18 protein-coding genes and 1 pseudogene are annotated in these 19,495 nt (G+C 32.9%); 7 read left to right on the plus strand and 12 right to left on the minus strand.

Translation table 11 applies throughout. The annotated features are described in order from the left end of the window. Positions 1–62: 62 nt before the first annotated feature. Positions 63–332 (plus strand): hypothetical protein, encoded by a 270-nt coding sequence (locus EGI22_RS10795; RefSeq protein ID WP_255068362.1) that lies wholly within the window; start codon positions 63–65, stop codon positions 330–332. Positions 333–460: 128 nt separating this feature from the next. Here the strand turns inward: EGI22_RS10795 and EGI22_RS10800 are convergent, their stop codons facing one another. From EGI22_RS10800 to EGI22_RS10810, 3 genes are read right to left on the minus strand one after another with little or no spacing between them, the layout of a single operon-like run. After that, on the minus strand, positions 461–1,357 hold the full coding sequence (locus tag EGI22_RS10800) for a DMT family transporter (RefSeq protein WP_255068363.1): 897 nt from the start codon (positions 1,355–1,357) through the stop codon (positions 461–463). 3 nt (positions 1,358–1,360) lie between these two features. Continuing rightward, entirely contained in the window at positions 1,361–3,730 is a 2,370-nt protein-coding gene (locus EGI22_RS10805; RefSeq protein ID WP_255068365.1) for a hypothetical protein, read from the minus strand. Continuing rightward, positions 3,669–4,679 (minus strand): hypothetical protein, encoded by a 1,011-nt coding sequence (locus tag EGI22_RS10810; RefSeq protein WP_255068366.1) that lies wholly within the window; start codon positions 4,677–4,679, stop codon positions 3,669–3,671. The genes EGI22_RS10805 and EGI22_RS10810 overlap by 62 nt, the downstream gene beginning before the upstream one ends. Before the next feature lie 109 nt (positions 4,680–4,788). Here EGI22_RS10810 and EGI22_RS10815 point away from each other — a divergent pair, with 109 nt between their 5' ends. Further along, positions 4,789–6,615 (plus strand): ABC transporter ATP-binding protein, encoded by a 1,827-nt coding sequence (locus tag EGI22_RS10815; RefSeq protein WP_255068367.1) that lies wholly within the window; start codon positions 4,789–4,791, stop codon positions 6,613–6,615. 1 nt (position 6,616) lies between these two features. On the opposite strand, the gene EGI22_RS10820 is transcribed toward EGI22_RS10815, so the two are convergent. Genes EGI22_RS10820 through EGI22_RS10835 form a run of 4 tightly spaced genes read right to left on the minus strand, consistent with a single transcriptional unit; the run spans position 6,617 to position 9,390 of the window. Beyond that, complete coding sequence (locus EGI22_RS10820; RefSeq protein WP_255068368.1) at positions 6,617–6,991, minus strand: DUF423 domain-containing protein; 375 nt, start codon at positions 6,989–6,991, stop codon at positions 6,617–6,619. 22 nt (positions 6,992–7,013) lie between these two features. Next, the gene (locus EGI22_RS10825; RefSeq protein ID WP_255068370.1) at positions 7,014–7,679 is read right to left on the minus strand and encodes a YggS family pyridoxal phosphate-dependent enzyme; all 666 of its coding nucleotides are present in this window, start codon (positions 7,677–7,679) and stop codon (positions 7,014–7,016) included. Further along, positions 7,676–8,923, minus strand: coding sequence for a peptidase T (pepT, locus tag EGI22_RS10830; protein ID WP_255068371.1), 1,248 nt, complete (start codon positions 8,921–8,923; stop codon positions 7,676–7,678). The genes EGI22_RS10825 and pepT overlap by 4 nt, the downstream gene beginning before the upstream one ends. Next, entirely contained in the window at positions 8,923–9,390 is a 468-nt protein-coding gene (locus EGI22_RS10835) for a nucleoside triphosphate pyrophosphohydrolase family protein (protein WP_255068372.1), read from the minus strand. Before EGI22_RS10835 ends, pepT begins: the two co-directional genes overlap by 1 nt. A gap of 135 nt (positions 9,391–9,525) precedes the next feature. On the opposite strand from EGI22_RS10835, the gene EGI22_RS10840 reads away from it, so the two are divergent. From EGI22_RS10840 to EGI22_RS10850, 3 genes are all read left to right on the plus strand, one after another. Then, positions 9,526–10,167 (plus strand): hypothetical protein, encoded by a 642-nt coding sequence (locus EGI22_RS10840; RefSeq protein WP_255068373.1) that lies wholly within the window; start codon positions 9,526–9,528, stop codon positions 10,165–10,167. A gap of 63 nt (positions 10,168–10,230) precedes the next feature. Then, positions 10,231–11,352 carry a tol-pal system YbgF family protein gene (locus EGI22_RS10845; RefSeq protein WP_255068374.1) on the plus strand — a complete coding sequence of 374 codons (1,122 nt, stop codon included), beginning with the start codon at positions 10,231–10,233 and terminating at the stop codon, positions 11,350–11,352. Between the two features lie 9 nt (positions 11,353–11,361). Next, the gene (locus EGI22_RS10850) at positions 11,362–12,699 is read left to right on the plus strand and encodes a dihydroorotase (RefSeq protein WP_255068375.1); all 1,338 of its coding nucleotides are present in this window, start codon (positions 11,362–11,364) and stop codon (positions 12,697–12,699) included. A gap of 46 nt (positions 12,700–12,745) precedes the next feature. On the opposite strand, the gene EGI22_RS10855 is transcribed toward EGI22_RS10850, so the two are convergent. Together EGI22_RS10855 and EGI22_RS10860 are read right to left on the minus strand one after the other, a co-directional pair. Continuing rightward, the gene (locus EGI22_RS10855; protein ID WP_255068376.1) at positions 12,746–12,940 is read right to left on the minus strand and encodes a hypothetical protein; all 195 of its coding nucleotides are present in this window, start codon (positions 12,938–12,940) and stop codon (positions 12,746–12,748) included. A 102-nt stretch (positions 12,941–13,042) separates the two neighbouring features. After that, positions 13,043–14,266 carry a 4-hydroxy-3-methylbut-2-enyl diphosphate reductase gene (locus EGI22_RS10860; RefSeq protein WP_255068377.1) on the minus strand — a complete coding sequence of 408 codons (1,224 nt, stop codon included), beginning with the start codon at positions 14,264–14,266 and terminating at the stop codon, positions 13,043–13,045. Positions 14,267–14,393: 127 nt separating this feature from the next. Between EGI22_RS10860 and EGI22_RS10865 the strand changes: the two genes are divergently transcribed. Then, positions 14,394–16,088 (plus strand): capsule assembly Wzi family protein, encoded by a 1,695-nt coding sequence (locus EGI22_RS10865; RefSeq protein ID WP_255068378.1) that lies wholly within the window; start codon positions 14,394–14,396, stop codon positions 16,086–16,088. A 16-nt stretch (positions 16,089–16,104) separates the two neighbouring features. Here EGI22_RS10865 and EGI22_RS10870 read toward each other — a convergent pair whose 3' ends face one another. Further along, positions 16,105–16,341, minus strand: coding sequence for a hypothetical protein (locus EGI22_RS10870; RefSeq protein ID WP_255068379.1), 237 nt, complete (start codon positions 16,339–16,341; stop codon positions 16,105–16,107). Beyond that, positions 16,310–16,915, minus strand: coding sequence for an RNA polymerase sigma factor (locus tag EGI22_RS10875; protein WP_255068380.1), 606 nt, complete (start codon positions 16,913–16,915; stop codon positions 16,310–16,312). The genes EGI22_RS10870 and EGI22_RS10875 overlap by 32 nt, the downstream gene beginning before the upstream one ends. Positions 16,916–17,355: 440 nt before the next feature. Between EGI22_RS10875 and EGI22_RS10880 the strand changes: the two genes are divergently transcribed. Further along, complete coding sequence (locus EGI22_RS10880) at positions 17,356–18,663, plus strand: hypothetical protein (RefSeq protein WP_255068381.1); 1,308 nt, start codon at positions 17,356–17,358, stop codon at positions 18,661–18,663. A 235-nt stretch (positions 18,664–18,898) separates the two neighbouring features. On the opposite strand, the pseudogene EGI22_RS10885 reads toward EGI22_RS10880, so the two are convergent. After that, a pseudogene (locus EGI22_RS10885) lies at positions 18,899–19,495 on the minus strand (DDE transposase); the annotation flags it as partial.

A 19,495-nucleotide genomic window follows, 5' to 3' on the forward strand; every position in this document is an offset into this window, starting at 1 on the left:
AAAAAAATAAATGAAAGGAACTTATATATCCATGAACTTCACTAGAAAGAACAATACTAAAAATGGCTACTATGATAATTAATGGGAAAAAAGCGGAAAAAATAACACAAAACTTCTCTACAAAATTTGGCAAATTATTTTCCTTTGAAACTGTAAATCCAATATTCCAATTTTTAAGATTTCTTCTTATAAAAATATCAAAATCTTTAAGTTTAAACTTAATATTATCTTTAGATATTATGTTAGTGCCTATCAGTATTGTAGCACCTGACTTTGAAAGAAAAAACAATGGTATAACAAAACCAATTTGGTGCAAAAAAGAAAAAATATAAAACGATGTAAAAATAATAAATATAAATAGCAGTAAAATCCAAAAAATAAATTGCATATTTTAAGAAAAATAAATTTGTAAAGTTTAATTCTGAATTAAATAGCTTTAAATGATTAAGAAAAAAAAATTTCATAACCCAAAAACCTCTTGCCAAGAAATCATCAAAATAGCTACAAGAGCTAGTAAAAGGCCAATTCTATTTAAGTTTGATATTTTTTCTTTGAAAAATAATACAGAAACCAGAGCCGAAACAAGGATAACACCCATATTGTAAATGGGATAAACAAAAGCTCCACTGTTTCCAAAATAACCCAAAGTCAGAATAATAAGATAAAACGAAAGGAAATTAGGCACTCCCAAAGTGATTCCGGCTAAGACATTTTTCATTTCTATCTTTTCAGTTCCTTTTATTAGTCGATAAACCAACATCAAAAATCCAGCTAAAACTGCTCCCAAAACCATCACCAAAGTAACTGGAACGACACGCTCTGCGTCTCTTATAACCTCGATATTTAGGTAATTTATGGTAGTGTTCGTAATTCCATACATCAAAAAAACCGCCAAAGCCAAACCGCCTTGTAGCCAAAAATTAGCTTTTTTACCTGAGTCAGCCTTAAAAGTAGCGATAGCCACCGCCAAAATAGCCAATACCAATCCAAGATAATTTATCCAATCGAAAACTTTTCCGGCACTACCAAAAACCAAAAGACTGAACAAAACAGGAATAACCAAAGAAACATTATTGGCCATTGAGGTCAAGGTCATGCCGATTTTTTGGGTAGCCAAACCGCTCAAAACGAATGTAATAATAAAGCCAACACCCAGTGCCAAGCAATAGTAAGTCCAGTTTTGCGTAAAATCTAGTGCAAAATGTTGGCCATCTGGCATTAGTAAAATTCCGGTAATAAAGCAAACTGGATAATTGAAAGCTATAGCCTGAAAAGTGCTAATTTCAAACTTCGGAAAAATCCTAAAATTGACCAGCAAAAGCACTGAAAATAAAATACTTAAAGCTAAATAAAACATAATTTATTGATTATAAGCGGCATAGGTTTCGCATTCTTTTAAAATCATTTTTTGATATTGCGTGTCTTTATAATCTTTTAGCAATTTAGAAAAAAACGTGCGAAATTTAGGTAGTACCTCTTTTTTCATTTTTTCATTATATGCATCTTGAGCATCATATTCATCTGGTCTCTCAGAATAAAATTTAACCAAATATTGATTTCGCTCACACAAAGCTCCACCGTAGCATATTTTTGCTGCCAGTTCTTTATCAGGATTTAATGCCAAGGCCTTTTCGAATGCTTTCTTAGCATTTTCAGTCAAATAATAATCGTTTTTGATATCGGTATCGTATTCTAATTCCATCGAACTTTTATCTCTATGCGTTAAAATCCAAGCTTTCCCATAATAACTCAAATTGTACAAAGCCTTTCCATATTGATACCAGTCATCTGCATTTGCACTTTTTTCTTTTGTTTTAGCTTCTAAATTTGCCAAATGAAGAACAAAGTTTGAAGGCTTAACAGAAGTGACTTTTTTACCAAAATAAAAATCTCTAGGTTCGCTTTCAAAATTTTCCGTGAACCCATTTTCCTCTAAGGTATTAGCAGAAACTAAATTTAAAGTTGCAGCCGCATCGGCAAACTTCGACTCCAACACCTGCCTTCTTGCCAAAGCAAGATTCAAATAATCCGCTTTCAGGTTTGAAAGTTGCACCAGTTTCTTGTCGTTAATATTTAGTTCTGGGGAATTGGCAAATGCAATTACTTTCTTCAGAAAATCTACCGAACAAGTGTCTACTAATGCGTTCTGATTTGTACTTAATTCGTAGCCATTACCATAATCGGAATAGGCTGAAATGTTATTAGCCAAAAACGATTTCACAGCATTTCCGCCTTCGGCTTTTTTATCATTTGAGCAAGACCAAAACCATCCACTTTTTTTAGGCTCTTTATTTTGAGCATAATAATTCGCCAAAGTTTGGGTAGTTTTAATCAACAAATTATTATCTCTAAAGGTTTTAACATCCGTAAAACCCTCAATAATTTTCAACAAGCTAGCTTCAGTTTCAAGTGAAATGGGTTTTTCAATCATTTCAAAAGTAAGAAAATCTATTTGCTTTTGTTGGAAGGTATTGGCCTGTAGTTTTATGTTTTTTAAAATCTCAAGTCCCTTCTCTGGTTGATTTTTAAGATAGAAAAAATAAGCATTGCTCAGATTCCAAAATAGTGGATTCGTAACCTTATTCTCAGAAGCAACTTTGGCTGCAAAATCTGCTAATTTGCTCAAATAAGTCTCGCCTTGCTTTTGAGATTCATTAACTTTTTTAATATCAACTTTGTAGTTTTCGTCATAAAAATTAAAATTATTCCCGTACACCGTGGCATTCTTTTCAGCAAAAAAAGACATTTCGTTTTTGTTGATTTCTCTTGCAAACACCAATTCTAAAAGCGGGTGTTTGGGGTTTAAATCATAGATTTCTTTCACAATCTCTAAGCCGTCTTGAAACGGCTGCACGCCTTGCAATACCAAAACATTGGCTTTTTCGTCGCTCATTTTAGCTAATTTCAGAGCATCTTTAAAAAATGCCGGATTTATCCGCCTAACACTCAAGTCTGATTGTCTTCTTCTTGATTCTGAGCTATTGAATATTTCAGAAAACATAAAAACCGACTTGGCTGTGTCTCCAGTAGCCATAATTGCACCTGCCACCCTACTTTTCGACCAATCATTAATTAATGTTTTTGATTTAATCTTTGGAGCAAACTTACTGTAATCTTCGATTATCTCTTTATATTTCCCTATCTCAGCTTGAAGCTTTAGGTTATGAAACAAATACCGCTCCTTCAAAAAGTCATTTGGTGCATTTTCGAAACCATTTTTACCCTTTTCTATCAAAATTTCAATTTTTGTGGTATCAATTACAAGAGCATCATCCCAATAGTTTTCGTGATGCGGCGTAGAATTTTCAACATTTTGAGTAAAAATGAGATATTCTTTTGCGGCCATATCAAATGCACCAACTTTACTTGCCAGAACATTTATCTTTTTATCACCATAAAGACACTCTTTAATAAAATTTCTATCGATTTTACCAGCAAAATATTTCTCCCATGCCGCAATATTTTCTTTTTGCTCAACAGATTCTACAGGGTTTTCCTCAAAATAATAAGGATCCTCATTCAACACCATGGTTGAGTAATAATAAGGCTTTGTGTCAATGGGCGTATTGGCATTTTCGGGATAAAAAAGAGAAAAATATTCGGCGTAGTCTAAAGGATTGGGTCCACATGCCAGAATAGCCAAAACAGTACAAAATTTGAAAAGCGTCTTAGTTTTCGGAGAAAAGTTTCGATATTTTTTTTGAATCGAAATTAGAAATATTTTTTTCATCTAAATGATACAGAATTAGGGTAGTTTTATTGGCTTTTATATTTTTGAGAATATCTATTTTTATCGTTTCAATTTCATTCAAATTTACATTTTCAAACTTTAAAATATCGTTTTTTCTAAAGGAAATATTTTTGAATTGAACGTCGTTTTTACATAAAAATTGGCCTTCAATTTTTGCTTTTTCAAAAGCCGTTTCACCTAAAATTTCTTGTGAGGAGCAATTTTTTATAAATGTATAGAAAATCCCATTTCTATATACCAAAACCTGCTGAAAAATCGGAAAGGCGAAATTCAATTCCATTGGGTATTTTGAAAGATTGTCAAGATATTTCAAAACTGTACGAGGATCAAAAATAGAATTTTCAATGGCAAGTTTCCTCCATTCTCCAGTATTATACAACATTAAAATACCTTCATCTACAGGCGGAATGCCTGTTTTTTCGTAAAATTTGATTTGGTGCAAACGAATAGTAGCCGAAAGTTTAATTTTATTTTCCGTTTTTTCTCGGAGTGTTTTCAAAAAATAAAAATACTTTTCTTTTGTACCCAAGGTCCAATCACAATCTATTTGAATCTCTCTATATGAATTTGAAATCATCTGGATTTGTGAAACAATTCTTTCTGCTAAGTTTTCGATTTCATTAATTTTTGTTTTTTCAAACACTCTATTTGTGATAAAAACTGTGGGAATAATTTCCTGACTTACTTTTGATTTCAACCTAAGAATTCCTTTTGGCACGGCTTCATTCCCTAAAATATCAACATCGAAAAAACGTAAATAGATTTTCTCTACTTTATTTTCATCCAAAAACGCTCTCTCTTTTTGGCGTAAATCAAAAGTGGTTTTCCAAAAATATACTGCACGATTTATTGTTTTAGGCTGTTTTTCAGGTTTGCAACTACCTAAAAATATAAGTATTAAAAATAAATAAATCCGCGTCAAATCCATAAAATCCGTGTTCAATAACATGCATTAAGTATTCCTAAAACACAAGTATCACAAACGTAAATTAAAAAAATAAGTATTAAACCAAAATACCTTTCTAATTTTGCCATAGATGAAGATATATTTCAAAATACTCAAATTCGCAGGAAGTCTACGAAATTTCGTAATTCCCTTCTTTTTTACCTCATTAATAGCTGGCGTTTTCGGCGTTTTAAATTTGGTGCTTTTAAAACCACTGCTCGATGTGCTTTTTGGACAAGTATCTGACAGCGTGATTGTTGAAATGGCCAACAAGCAACCAAGCACTTTTCAGTTTTTAGATTTTTACCAAAAATATTTTGCTCAATCTGTCCTAAATGGTGGCAAATTGGGTGGCCTAAAGTTTGTATGTTTCACCATTTTAGGAGTCAGTTTTGTCGCCAACGTTTCGAGATACTTCAGTTTACGATTATTGGAAAGATTCAAAACCAATATGGTCGCTAACTTGCGTCAGGCGGTTTTTGAGCATACTTTACATTTGCATCTTGGGTTTTATTCGAATGAAAAAAAAGGCGAACTTATCTCAAGAATAACCACTGATGTGCAGGAAGTAGAGAATTCTATAGCTAATTCGTTTTCGGCAGCCATTAAGGAACTGATTTTGCTCTCAGCCTATCTTGTGGCCCTATTTTATATATCGTGGAAACTCACATTATTTTCACTGATAGTTATTCCGATCACTGGTGCGTTTTTAGGTATAGTTTTGAAAAGAATGCGACATAACGCCGGCGACAGTCAGCAAAGATTGAGTAATCTAATCAGTCTAATGGATGAGGCATTTGGAAGTATGCGGGTCGTTAAAGCTTTTTTAGCTGAAGGTTTTATTTCCAAACGCTTTTACGAGCAAAACACTGGCTACCGGAAATCCATGTTTGCCTATGCCTCGAAAAGAGAAATGGCCAATCCATTTTCGGAATTTATCGGTATAAGTATGGTGGCTTCTTTACTTTATTTTGGAGGAAGTTTAATTTTGGAAGGAACAGGCTCACTTTCTGCATCAACTTTCATATCTTACATCGCAATCTTTTCGCAAGTTATCAGGCCAGCCAAAGAGATTTCCCAAGCCATCAGTACTGCTCAAAGAGGCTTGGCTTCTGGACAAAGAGTTATGGATTTATTGGGACAAAAAGCTGATATAATCGATGAAAAAAATGCTGCAGAATTAGACAAATTTGAAGCTCAAATTGAATTTAAGAACGTTGGATTTTCTTATGCAGAAGGAAAAGAAATACTGAAAAATGTAAATCTAACAATCAAAAAAGGGCAAACTGTTGCTTTAGTTGGGGCTTCTGGTGGTGGAAAATCGACTATTGCGGATCTTTTGATAAGATTTTATGATGTGCAGAAAGGAACTATTTTGATAGATGAAAAAGACATAAAAACTATCTCACAAAAAAGCCTCAGAGAGCACATGGGCATGGTAACCCAAGAACCTATGCTGTATAATGATAGCATTTTTAACAATATCGCGTTCGGAAGAAATGTTACCAAAGAAGAAGTAGAAAATGCTGCCAAAATAGCCAACGCTCATGATTTTATATTAGCCCAAACCGAAGGGTATGAAACAAACATCGGTGATAGAGGTTCAAAACTTTCGGGCGGACAAAAACAGAGGCTTTCTATAGCCAGAGCAATTTTGCAAAACCCACCTATATTGATTTTGGACGAAGCCACTTCAGCCCTTGATACTGAATCCGAAAAACTCGTTCAAGATGCCTTAGCTAATCTGATGAAAAACCGAACTTCACTTGTCATCGCCCACAGACTAAGCACCATTCAGAATGCAGATCAAATCTTTGTTATTCAGAATGGTGAAGTGGTTGAAGAAGGCACACACCAATCTTTATTCGAAAAAGAAAACGGGTATTATAAAAAACTGGTAACAATGCAGGAACTGTAATTTAACGACCTTTTAAAACACTCCAAAACAACATGGCCCAGCCTGCAATCATTAATGTGCCACCAATTGGTGCCACAGCACCGAAAACATTAATGCCCGTAAAACATATCAAAAACAAACTTCCTGAGAAAATGAGAACCCCAAAAAGGAAGAAATTTCCACTTAACTTTATTAATTTTACTGGAAACTCTTTACTCAATATACCTACCAAAACCAATGCAATAGCATGATAAAACATGTATTTCACTCCTGTTTCGAAAGTATCCACTCTACCAGCAGTTTCCAACATAGGATGCAAAGCATGTGCTCCGAAAGCTCCAATTCCAACACCCAAAAACCCCAAAAATGACCCCGTAAGCAAAAAGAACTTATTCATATTTTTTGAATTTTTTATTAATTTAATTCCTAGCACCAAATATTGCACTTCCAACCCTAACCATAGTACTTCCTTCCTCAATAGCTAAAGGCCAATCTCCACTCATCCCCATCGAAATTTCCTTCAAATCAAAGTTATCAGCTGTATGAGATTTTATCTTTTCAAACAAGTCTTTTAAGCTTTTGAATTCTTCTCTTACCAAATCCAAATTCTCTGTAAAAGTACTCATCCCCATTAATCCAATTACTTTAATGTTTTTAAGTGCACTGAATTCTTCCGACGTCAACATTTTCTCAAATTCTTCAATTTCCATTCCAGTTTTTGTGTCTTCTTTGGCTATGAAAATTTGGACCAAACAGCTAATAACCCTTCCATTTTTTGCAGCTTGCTTATTTATTTCTTGCAAAAGCTTAAAACTATCAACGGAATGAATTAAACTTACAAAAGGAGCTATATATTTTACTTTGTTGGTTTGTAAATGACCTATAAAATGCCATTCGATATCCTTGGGTAAAGCCTCCCATTTATCTACCAATTCCTGCACATAATTTTCTCCGAAAGTCCTAAAACCAATGTCATATGCTTCCAAAAGCATCTCTTTGGGTTTAAACTTAGACACCGCAACCAATTTTACATTTTCAGGTAAAAGGCTATTTAGTTTTTTAATATTTTCTTGAATCTCCGTCATGCTTTTTCTTCATAGATTTTTGCCAAATTTACTATAACTTCTGCCGCTTTGAGCATGTCTTGTACTGAAACCCATTCTAGTTTTGAATGAAAGGCATGTTCGCCCGCAAAGATATTTGGACAAGGTAAACCCATAAATGAAAGTCTAGAACCGTCAGTACCTCCTCTTATGCTTTGTAGTTTTGGTTTTATACCAGCTCTGTTTATCGCTTCAATGGCATTTTCGGTTACTTCTGGAAAATTATCAAGAACAGTTTTCATGTTTCGATATTGCTCCGTAATAATAAATTCAAATCTGGAACTTGGATACTTTTTAATTATCTTTTCGGCTATTTTCTTTAATAAACTTTCTTTTTCAATAAGTCCACTATTGTCGAAATCTCTAATTATAAAACTCAAAGTGCATTCCTCAACATTTCCCTGAATATCAGTAGGATGAATAAATCCTTCTTTGTTTGAGGTTGTTTCAGGTGAAATTTGATCTTTTGGTAAGTTTTCCAAAATCTCAGCTCCTATTTTAATAGCGTTTTGCATTTTACCTTTTGCAAAACCGGGGTGAGCACTTATGCCAAATATTTTTATTTGCACACCATCAGCCGAAAAAGTCTCGTTTTCAATGGAGCCAAGGGTCTCTCCATCAATGGTATATCCAAAATCCGCCCCAAGTTTATCAAGATTTACATTTTCAGTTCCTCTACCAATCTCCTCATCTGGCGTAAAAAGTATTTTTATATCGCCATATTTTATTTCAGGATGTTGTTTTAAATATTCCAAAGCAGTCATTATTGCTGCTAATCCAGACTTATTATCTGCACCTAAAAGCGTTCTGCCTGATGCTGTAATTATATCATTGCCAATTTGGTCTTTCAAATCAGGATGTTCTGCATATTTAATAATTTGATTTGGATCGTCAGGTAAAATCAAATCTTCGCCTTGATAGTTTTCATGTATTATTGGCTTCACATCAGTACCCGAGCAATCTGGAGACGTATCCATGTGCGAACAAAACATGATTTTAGGAATTCCTCCTTTACTTGAATTTGAAGGTAGCGTGGCATAAATCACTCCAAATTCATCTAAATGAGCGTCTAATAAACCTAATTCTAATAGCTCTTTAACCAAAACTCTTCCCAAATCCTTTTGTTTTTCAGTACTTGGAGAAGTCAAACTTCTGGCATCAGATTGTGTGTCTATTTTTACATATCTACAAAATCTATCTATCAAACCTTTTTTAAATTGCTCCATTATTTTTCCAAGATAGATTTCAAGTCGGCAGGAGAATAGTTAATATTTTTTAAAGTTTTATTGTCAGCTGTCCTAAAAACCAAATACCTTTCTCCGTCTTTTTTATGATAACATTCAAATCCTTTTTTAGTATAATGCTCCACAGTTGCTTCAGCTTCTTCTATGTTTGCACAAGCTTTACTCATATTAGATCTCTGAACCTCATCAAAAAGTTCTTTAAATTTGTTTCCTAAACCAAATTCGAGAACTGCACCAGACAAAACATATTGAATATCACAAAGTGCATCTGCTACTTCCACCAAATCATTATTTTCAATTGCCTCCGCCAATTCCTTTAGCTCCTCTGATATTAATTCCACCCTTAACTCGCATCTCTTTTGGGATGGAATTATAGGATCCTTTTCGATTGGATGATGAAACGTTTTATGAAAATCAGCCACCTGATTCAGGCAATCTAGCTTGTTCATTTTGATATTGTTTAAGTTTTTGTAAAAAAAATTACCGTAAAATAAATATTCATTCGAATTGTCTTGCAAAGTTGTTCAATTTTAAATAATATTGCTAAAAATCTCGAAGTCAAATAAATCTTAATTCTTAAAATTATGAACAAATTAGTTAAGCTACTATCAATTTTTGCACTAGCTACAACTGTTTCATTCTGGTCGTGCAAAGGTGATCAAGGAGAGCAAGGTCTTCAAGGCCCAATTGGACCTCAAGGAACAGCTGGAACCAATGGTACAAATGGTACAAATGGGAAAGACGGTACAAATGGCACAAATGGTACAAATGGAAAAGATGGTAATGCTAATGTACAAAGTTTCCTTGCAACTGTAAAAGCTGACGATTGGAAAGAAATGGAAGTAACAGGTATTGGCAATGGCGTATCTAGCAAATGGGGAGCTGTGGCTATCGAAAATGCTTTAGTAACAACAGAAAAATTTGTAATGGTTTTTGTTAAAAACGGGGAAACTTTAAAATCGCTTCCAATTCTTTATACAAAAGAACTTGACAATTCAGTAGAGCGTTTAGACTACGGTTACAAAACTGGACAAGTTGAATTGTTCTATCGTTACCAATCACAATTATTTGGTGGTGCAAACGGAACTACAATTCTAAAGCCAAATGGAGACCTTACTTTTGAAATTGTTTGTACTTCCAAAACTGTAGGTGCAGCTCTTGAAAAAAGCGGTGTTGACATGAAAAACTACAAAGAAGTGATGAACTTTTTAAGCACTAGCTTATAATAAAAATATTATTTTTAAGTTTTAAGCCTTTCCTTTGTATGAGGGAAAGGCTTTTTTTTCAATATGATTTTTAAAACATCGATTCTATTTTTCTTTTTATTAAGCCTCCAAAGCTTTGGACAATTCCTAGACGATGCACCCAATAAAGAAACAACCTTAAAAGGCTTAGATTATCTCTACAATCAGCAATTTGAATTGGCAGACAAAACTTTTGAAGTAGTAAAAAGCCAATATCCAAATCATCCTGTCAAATATTTGATTAATGCCCTGCAAATTCAATGGGAAAACATTCCAATTGATAAGAACTCTGCAGCTCTTACTAAGTATATTAAAGAACTTAACGACTGTATTACTTCAGCAAAAGTCATCTACAAAGAACCAAAATATAAGAAAGAAGCTACTTTCTTTCTATTGGCTGCTTATGGTTTTATTGCACTTTCACATAATTACCAAAAAGATTTTTTAGCTGCTGCAAACGAAGCAAAAAAAGCTCACGGATACTTTAATGAAAGCAAAAAATACAAAAATTCCAATCCTGAATTTCTTTTCGCCTCTGGCCTTTACAATTTCTATAGAGTGCAGTATCCTGAATCTCACCCATTGGTAAAACCGATAATTATGTTTTTTGACAATGGAAATAAGACAACAGGACTTGCAGAATTGGAAAATTCCTTTAAAAATTCTATATTTAGCAGAAATGAAGCTGCTATGTATTTGGTAAACATTAATATTAAATACGAAACTAACTTCAAAAAATCATTAACTTATTCCGCTATTCTTAATAGCCGCTATCCTAACAATTTCATTTTTAAAATAAAACATATTGAATGCCTTTTATTAAACAATGAATTTGAAGATGCTAAAACCCTAAACGACAACCTTTTAAAAACTAGAAAAGATAGAGTTAGCACTATTTCAGGTTTGATTTTTGATGCATATTACAATGAGCATCAAACCAAAAACTACCAATCTGCACTTATAAACTATGCCAAGGCTTTGAAAATGCCAAACGATGACAGATATACCAAAGAATATCACGGCATGGCATATTTAGGAATGGCCAGAATATTTGTAATTCAAAATGACCTTGTTAAAGCCAAGGCACTTTATAAAGAGTGTCTAAAAATAGCAGAATATGGCTGGGTAGTAAAAGCAGCAAAAAGTGAATTAAAATCAATATTATAAAATACTTAAATGAATACTTATTTAATACTTAATGCGAAAGTAATTAATGAAGGCATCATAGAAGAAAAAGATGTTTTTATAAAAAATGGAATTATTGAAAAAATAAGTTCTGACTTAAGCTATGTTCCTGCTGATAGAGTAATAGACGCTAAGGGCTTATTTCTTATGCCAGGGGTAATAGATGACCAAGTACACTTCCGAGAACCTGGACTTACACATAAAGCTAATATCGAAACCGAATCTAAAGCGGCACTTGCGGGCGGCACTACAAGTTTTATGGAAATGCCCAATACCGTTCCCAATGCCTTAACACAAGAATTGTTAGAGGACAAATACCAAATAGCAGCTAATACAAGTTGGACAAACTATTCGTTTTTTATGGGTGGCTCAAACGACAACTATGAAGAGACGATGAAAACTGACCTCAAAAAAGTATGTGGTTTGAAACTCTTTATGGGAAGTTCTACTGGAAATATGCTTGTAGACAATGAAACTACCCTAGAAAATATTTTTTCAAACTTCCCTGGACTTATAGCTACACATTGTGAAGATGAGGCTACAGTAAAACACAATCTAGAATTTTATAAAAACAAATATCAAAACGAAGAACTACCTTATGATATTCATGCTTTGATAAGAAATGAAGATGCTTGCTATTTGTCATCAAGTATGGCTACTGGATTAGCCAAAAAACATAACACTAGGCTTCATATATTGCATATCTCTACCAGTAAGGAATTAGAATTGTTTGACAATACAATGCCTTTAAAAGACAAAAAAATCACTTCTGAGGTTTGTGTTCATCATCTTTATTTTGACGCCGAGGATTACAAAACATTTGGCAATAAAATCAAATGTAATCCTGCAATAAAACATAATCATAGAGAAAATTTAATGGAGGGCTTACTAAATGACAAACTCGACATAATTGCAACAGATCATGCACCTCATACAATCGAAGAAAAATCAAAGGATTACTGGAATGCACCGTCAGGTTTACCACTTATTCAAAGCAGCTTACAAGTTATGTTAGATTTCAATGCTAAAGGTAAAATAAGTTTAGAAAAAATCGTTGAAAAAATGTGTCATGCTCCGGCTGAGTGTTTCAAAATAGAAAAACGAGGATATATCAGAGAGGGTTATTGGGCTGACTTGGTTTTGGTAAATTTAAACGCTCCAAATACCGTTTCAAAAGAAAATATACTTTATAAAGCTGGCTGGTCGCCTTTTGAAGGTATAACCTTTGGTGCAAAAATAGAAAAAACTTTCATTTCTGGACAATTATTATTTGACAATGGAATTTTTGCAAAACAAAAATCAGGTCAAAGGCTTTTGTTTAACAGATAAAACAAAAAATGTCGCTTATGATAAGCGACATTTTTCTTTAAAACATTTAAGTAAAACTTACTCTTCTGAAAACCTTATTTAAAATGCTCTGATAAATTTTTCCGAATTTTTCATAACACCAATTTTTCAATTCTTTAATCTCAATTGGCAATAATTCTTTTAATCCTTTTTTTAGTTCTTTCTCAAATAATTTTTTATCAAAACTAACTTTATCTAAGATCATCTTTATATACTCAAGCATCTTCATGGGTAATATGTTTTTGGTCTTATAACAACGTTAATATAGTAGGAAATATTGAATTTTACAAATATTTTTTAAGATAATTTAATAACTACATCAACATTAAATATGGCTAAAAACTCCCTCTAATTTCTCATGTTCTTTAAAAAATGATAAAAGTTTTACCAATACTCCTTCAACAATAGCATCTGGACAAGATGCTCCACAGGTAAGTACAATTGTTGGTTTATTTTTATTACCCATAAAATTTTCAGATGAAATTTCTTTTTTATTATGAATATCAAAATGCTTTATCATTTTTTTGGAAATTAAGCCTTCTTCGTTTTTAATAAAATAAGTCGGCATTGCAGTTTCTAATAGTTCTACCAAATGTGTAGTATTCGAGCTATTATAACCTCCAATTACAATTGCCAAATCTGCCTTTTCTTTAATTAATGCATAAGTCGCATCTTGATTGTCATTAGTAGCATAGCATAATGTATCACGGGTACTTGCAAAATATGCCGGCACTTCATTCTCTGTTAGCTTTCTATACTTTATAACTTCCTCTTTTAAAAAATTAGCAATATCCTGGGTTTCTATAGCTAGCATGGTTGTCTGGTTAACTACACCAAATCGAACCAAGTCTTTTACAGGATCAAAACCCTCTGAATATCTACCAGCAAACTCATTAAAAAACTCTTCAGAAGATTTTTCCATTCTAAGGTAAGCAGCCAGCTTTATGGCTTCTTTCATATCTTTTATTACAATGGTTGGTGTTTTTTCTTGACTATGTGAAAACGTAGCTCGAGTTTCCTCGTGATCTGGTTTTCCATGTACTATTACAGAATATCCTCGTTCTCCAATCTGACCCGCACGATTCCAAACTTTCTCTACAAATGGACAAGTGGTATCGTATTTATAGGTATTAATTCCTCGCTCGAGCAACTTATTTTGGATTTCGATAGTTGTTCCAAAAGCTGGAACTATGACAATATCCTCAGGCAATAATCTCTCAAAATCTATAAGATTATTTCCCTTGGTATCCATTAAGAAGCTAACTCCCCTTGAGAGTAAATCTGCATTAACTTCAGGGTTATGTATCATTTCGCTTAACAAGTAGATATTCTTTCCTTCGTTTTCATTTAGAACTCTATATGCTATCTCTACTGCATTTTCTACTCCATAACAAAACCCAAAATGTCTTGACAATAGCACCTTTATATTGTCAAAATCTAATACTGTTGGACTAAAATCCTTCTTTAACTTATCTTTTACTCTTCTTTTTTCTTTGATCCCAGAAATTATAGAACTTTTGTAAATCAAAGGTATATCAAATGTCTTCATTCGAATCGTGTTCTTTAGTTTGAAAACTTAATGTAACTATCCTTTGTTCCAAAATTATCAATTAATCTACTTATAAGTGCCAAATATTAATTATTTTCGCATCTTTATGCATCACCTAATAAGATTTATGAAACACAAACAATTACTTTTATTATTTTTTTTAAAAGTAAGTTTCGGCTTTTCTCAAAGTGCCAATAGCTCCATAAATCAAATATCTGATGCGTTTCTAGAACGCATAGAAGTTAAAACAGGCAATATCGCAAATAGCTACCATACCAATCTTAAACCTTATAGCAGACAACAAATTGGAGAATACATAAGTCAAATTGACACATCAACTTATTTGAAGTTTTCGAAAATAGACAAACAAAATTTAGAATATATTCACATTGACAATTGGGAATATATTGACTCTAACAGAATCATCAGTAATCTAAGTCAAAAACCAATTTTAAAGTACCTGTATCAAAACAAATCAGATATGTACTTTGCAAAAAATAAAGACTTCGATATTCATGCTTCCCCAATTCTAAATGTCTCGATTGGAAAAAATGGTGCTTATGGTTCATTACCATCTAAATCTTCATTTATCAATACTAGAGGTGTAGAGATTCGAGGTCAAATAAATAAAAAGTTGGGATTTTATACAATGGTAACTGATAACCAAAATTCAAGTCCAAATTTTTTAGTAAATTATTATGATACATATGAGGGTTACCCATATCAGTCTTTCGTAAAATATAAAGATGACGACCTTAGTCTATTACAAGCTGATTATTTTCAGGCAATTGGATATTTTACGTTTAAACCCATAAAAAACCTTACGCTAGCATTTGGCCATGATAAAAACTTTGTTGGCTATGGCATAAGATCTATGATTTTGAGCGATTTCAGTGCACCTTATATGCAGCTCAAAGCGGACCTTCACCTAGGCAGAATGCAATATATGAGCATATTAGCACAGATGACTGATCTTCAGATAATAAACCCTCCATTTAGTCAAATCACAAATGCACCTAAATATTTCGCATTTCATCATTTGAATTTTAACATTACAAAAACGCTGAATATAGGTCTTTATGAAAGTGTAATGTATGGAAATAGGAAAACTGGTTTTGAATTGAATTATCTGAATCCAGTCATTTTCTACAGATTTATTGAAGGATATTTGGGAAGTTCAGACAATGCGATGGTAGGAGCAGATTTTAAGCTCAATGTTCTTAAAACAGCCTCTCTTTATGGTCAATATTATTTAGACGAATACAATTCTAAGGAATTCAAAAAAAATGGATGGTGGTCCAAAAAATATGCTTGGCAGTTAGGAATGAAATATTTTGATGCCTTAAAAATCAAGAATCTTGACCTTCAAGTGGAGTTTAATAGGGCAAGGCCATATATGTATTCACACTTTACGACCTCTACCAATATGGTAAACTATAACTTACCAATTGCTCATCCATTGGGTGCTAATTTCAAAGAATATTTAGTTTCGGTTAAATACCAACCTCATGCTAAGGTATTTCTAAATTATACTTTTATGAATGCCATAAAAGGTGAAGATATAGATAGTACAAATTACGGTGGAAACACTAAACTAAATAACAAATTTGATAGACCTTCAGACTATGACAACTACATAGGTCAAGGTTTCAAGAATCATATCAAAAATTCAGAATTTTCTGCCTCATTTATGGTAAAGCACAATTTGTTTATTGAGTTTATATATCAACACCGCAAAGACTCCTATCAAACAAATGCTTCCGAAAACATCTATTCTACTGGTATTAGATGGAATATAACGAGAAAGCAATTATTGTTTTAAACAAAAAAACCTGCGATTAAATCGCAGGTCTAAAGTTTTTTGAAAAATTCATAATGTTTTGAATACTTGACTCCTTTGGACTAAGCTGGATTTGGTTCATTTCTTCTTTTAGCTCTAAGCAATCTAGATAGAAATCCAAAAGTTCGTTGTCATAAACTAAAGAGGTCTCAATTAAAACATTTTCAGAACTTGAAGTCTCGTTATAGATATAACGGATAATCTCATTCTGCGTTGATGTACAGGTTTGTGTCATAGGCATATTTTGTTTTACTCATCAATTTTCTTAGATTGATAAGAGCATAACGCATACGTCCCAATGCAGTATTGATACTCACACCCGTAGCTTCAGCTATCTCTTGGAAACTGAGGTCTTCATAGTGCCTCATTACCAATACTTCGCGTTGTTGCTGCGGCAACTTCTTGATCATACTCCTCAGATGCTCGTAAGACTCCTTTTTGATTTGAGCGGACTCAATGGAATCTTCTGCAAAATTGAGAGAGTTGAACACACTACTACCATCTTCAAAAACTACACTTGGATAGCGTTTCGCTCTTCGAAAATAATCAATGGCCAGGTTGTGGGCAATCCGAAGTATCCATGGCAAAAACTTGCCTTCTTCGTTGTACCTGCCTTCTTTCAAAGTTTTTATGGCTTTGATAAAAGTGTCCTGTGTTAAGTCTTCCGCGACGTAACTGTCTTTCACAACAAGGTAAATAGTAGTGTAAACTTTGGACTTGTATCTATTAACAAGCGTGGCGAATGCCTTTTCGTCTCCACGTATGTACGCTGATATAAGCTCACTTTCGTTAACTAGGATTTTTTCCATTATGTATTTTCAGATTAGTTAACGTAGAGTTTTATACCATATTGTACATCAAGAGTTTTTAAATTGAAGAATTATTTTTCCGAAATATAAAACAATTAAATTTTAAAAGTCAAATTTTCTGCTAAAAATATTAGTTAACGGTAAGTTAATATTTCTATTTACAACAATAAACCGAACCAATCGTTTGAAGGTTTTAACTACAAAAACTATTCCAAAACAAAGAAAACAGCATCTTTTATTAAAAAAATCAACTATAGTCTTACTTGAATCGTTATTCCTAAAATATTAACAAAGTAAAATATTATCGGTATGGTTTTTGCATATTTAAAATAATCTAATAATTATTAAAAGGTACTAAACATATACTTTTTGATGATTGATTTTGATTAATTTTGCATGTCTAAACAATTTACGTTTAGATATTTTTACCTAATGAGAAGATGAAGAAAATTTTATTTAGGATTATTATTATGATGATTTTTGTGTTTATAGGAATCAAATCCTATTCACAAAAGGATTTAATAATCACACAAGCTGGCGAAGAAATAAGATGTAAAATCTTAGATGAGACTCCAACAAGATTTAAGTATGCTTATTTAGGGCCAAAAAATAAGATTTTGAGAAATGAAATTTTCAAGAATCTCGTTTCTTCTTTCAAGTATGGCTATTACAGCTCAGATATTTTGAAAAATGATAAAATAATTGAGAAAACTAAAGCTAGTCCTTCAAATAGAGCAACACCTTTAGCTCCTTCCAATGAAAATGATGTTCCAAAAAAAGACACCAAAAAATCTAAGAAGACAGAAACTGAAAAAGTAGATATTGTTGCTGTAAAAGAGCAAGTGAAAGAGGAAGACAATTCACAAGTAATTGGTAAAAACACAGATGAAAAGAGTTCAAAAACTGAGCTTTCTTCAAAGACAAAAAATGAAGTATCAGAAAAGACCAATCCTGAGAAACCATTAAATACCACAACAAATGCAGAAAAAGTAGAGGAAGAAGCTCAAAAAATTGATCCGCAAGAGGAGAAACAAAATGTGGAAGTTGCTAGAAAAGAAGCAAAAAAAGAAGAAGTCTCTCCTTTAGCAGACCCAGAACCGGTATCCGAATTTAAAAATTATTTAAAATACAGAGTAGGTGTAAAAGGTGGTTTGGGAAATATAATCTCATCTAATACGGATACTTCTCCTTATGGCCTTTACAAAGAAAAATTGCTCCGAGGGTGGATGTTTGGTGTTGATGCAGCCTATTTCTTTAAGGATAATGTTGGAATTGGTGCTACATACACAAATTACCAAGCTCAAAATTCAAGCACGAGTTTAGACTACCCAAATCTATTTACACAAGAAATGATAACTGGTGGTCAACTCTCAAACAAAGTATCCCACAAGTTTGTAGGCCCTACGTTTTTATATCGAAAAAACATTGACTATAAGACTTTTGCTATAATTACATTAAGCCCTGGCATGCATTTGTATTCTGATAAAGGTCTAACTAATTTGGCAAAATACAATTTCTCAGGACAGGCTTATGGAGCTGCTGCCACACTTGGACTAGACTTTCTTTTAGGAAATGATATATTCGGCAGAGATATAATCTTGAGTCTTGAAGGTGGCTACAATTATGGCCAAATAACAAAACTTAACAATGGTATTGAAAGTGTAAATTTGGCAACACCAATCAATCTAAATAGATTAGATTTTACAATTGGCTTAAGATTTACGAGATTTCCTATGTATTTAAGATAATAAATTGACCACTAAAAAGTCATTTGTTTTAAATACCTAATTGAATTTGGGCGTCCTTGATAATTGCTAAAAAAATTCTGTTTTTCAAGAATCCAGTCTTTCACGAGTCTGGATTTTTTGATTTTTGGCTATGAGAATTCTTGAAAAATTTACATTTTCATTTTTTTGTTAGCAATTCTTGTTTTTTAGATGAGTTTGGGCAGTCTTATCCCGTGATATTTCTCTTAAAAGTTTTTCAAGCTACTTTTTTGACTTGTTTTTGTTGCCGTTTTGATAGTCGGACGACATTTGCAGTAAAGATTCCGAAGAACATCCACACGATTTGTGTTTCTGGTGTTTTTGCTTTGATTTTCCTTAGGCCATAGTTTTCTTTTTCCGTGCCAAATGAGCCTTCTAGGCGTGTTCCTCTTTCTATAGAAAGGATGGTTTTAACTTTTTTGATATTTTTATCTGTTACTTTTTTACCCTTTGCAACAAAATTGGTTTGCAGTTTTTTAGTGGTACAAAACCGCCTATTGCTATTTGTTGGATAAATCCCATCTGCTGCTAAATGTGTACAAGTTCCAATCATCAATCGATGTTTATAGTAAGCATGCTTTAGTCTGGTAGTCTCGTTGAAGGCATTGAAACTGTGGTGTTCAATGATGTTTAGCCCTCCAACTTGCATTATGTGAGCTTTTATACCGAACTCAACGGGTTTGTTTTCTTTTCCTCTTACGATCGGCCTTATGTGTGGTTGTGAAAGACTCACTATTCTATCTTTCACGCTAGTAGTTTTATTTTCAACAAGATAGCTTTGTTGTAGATATACTTTTCGGATGGTTTTAAATTT

The sequence above is a fragment of the Lacihabitans sp. LS3-19 genome, assembly GCF_024343575.1.
Classification (GTDB): Bacteria; Bacteroidota; Bacteroidia; order Cytophagales; family Spirosomataceae; genus Leadbetterella.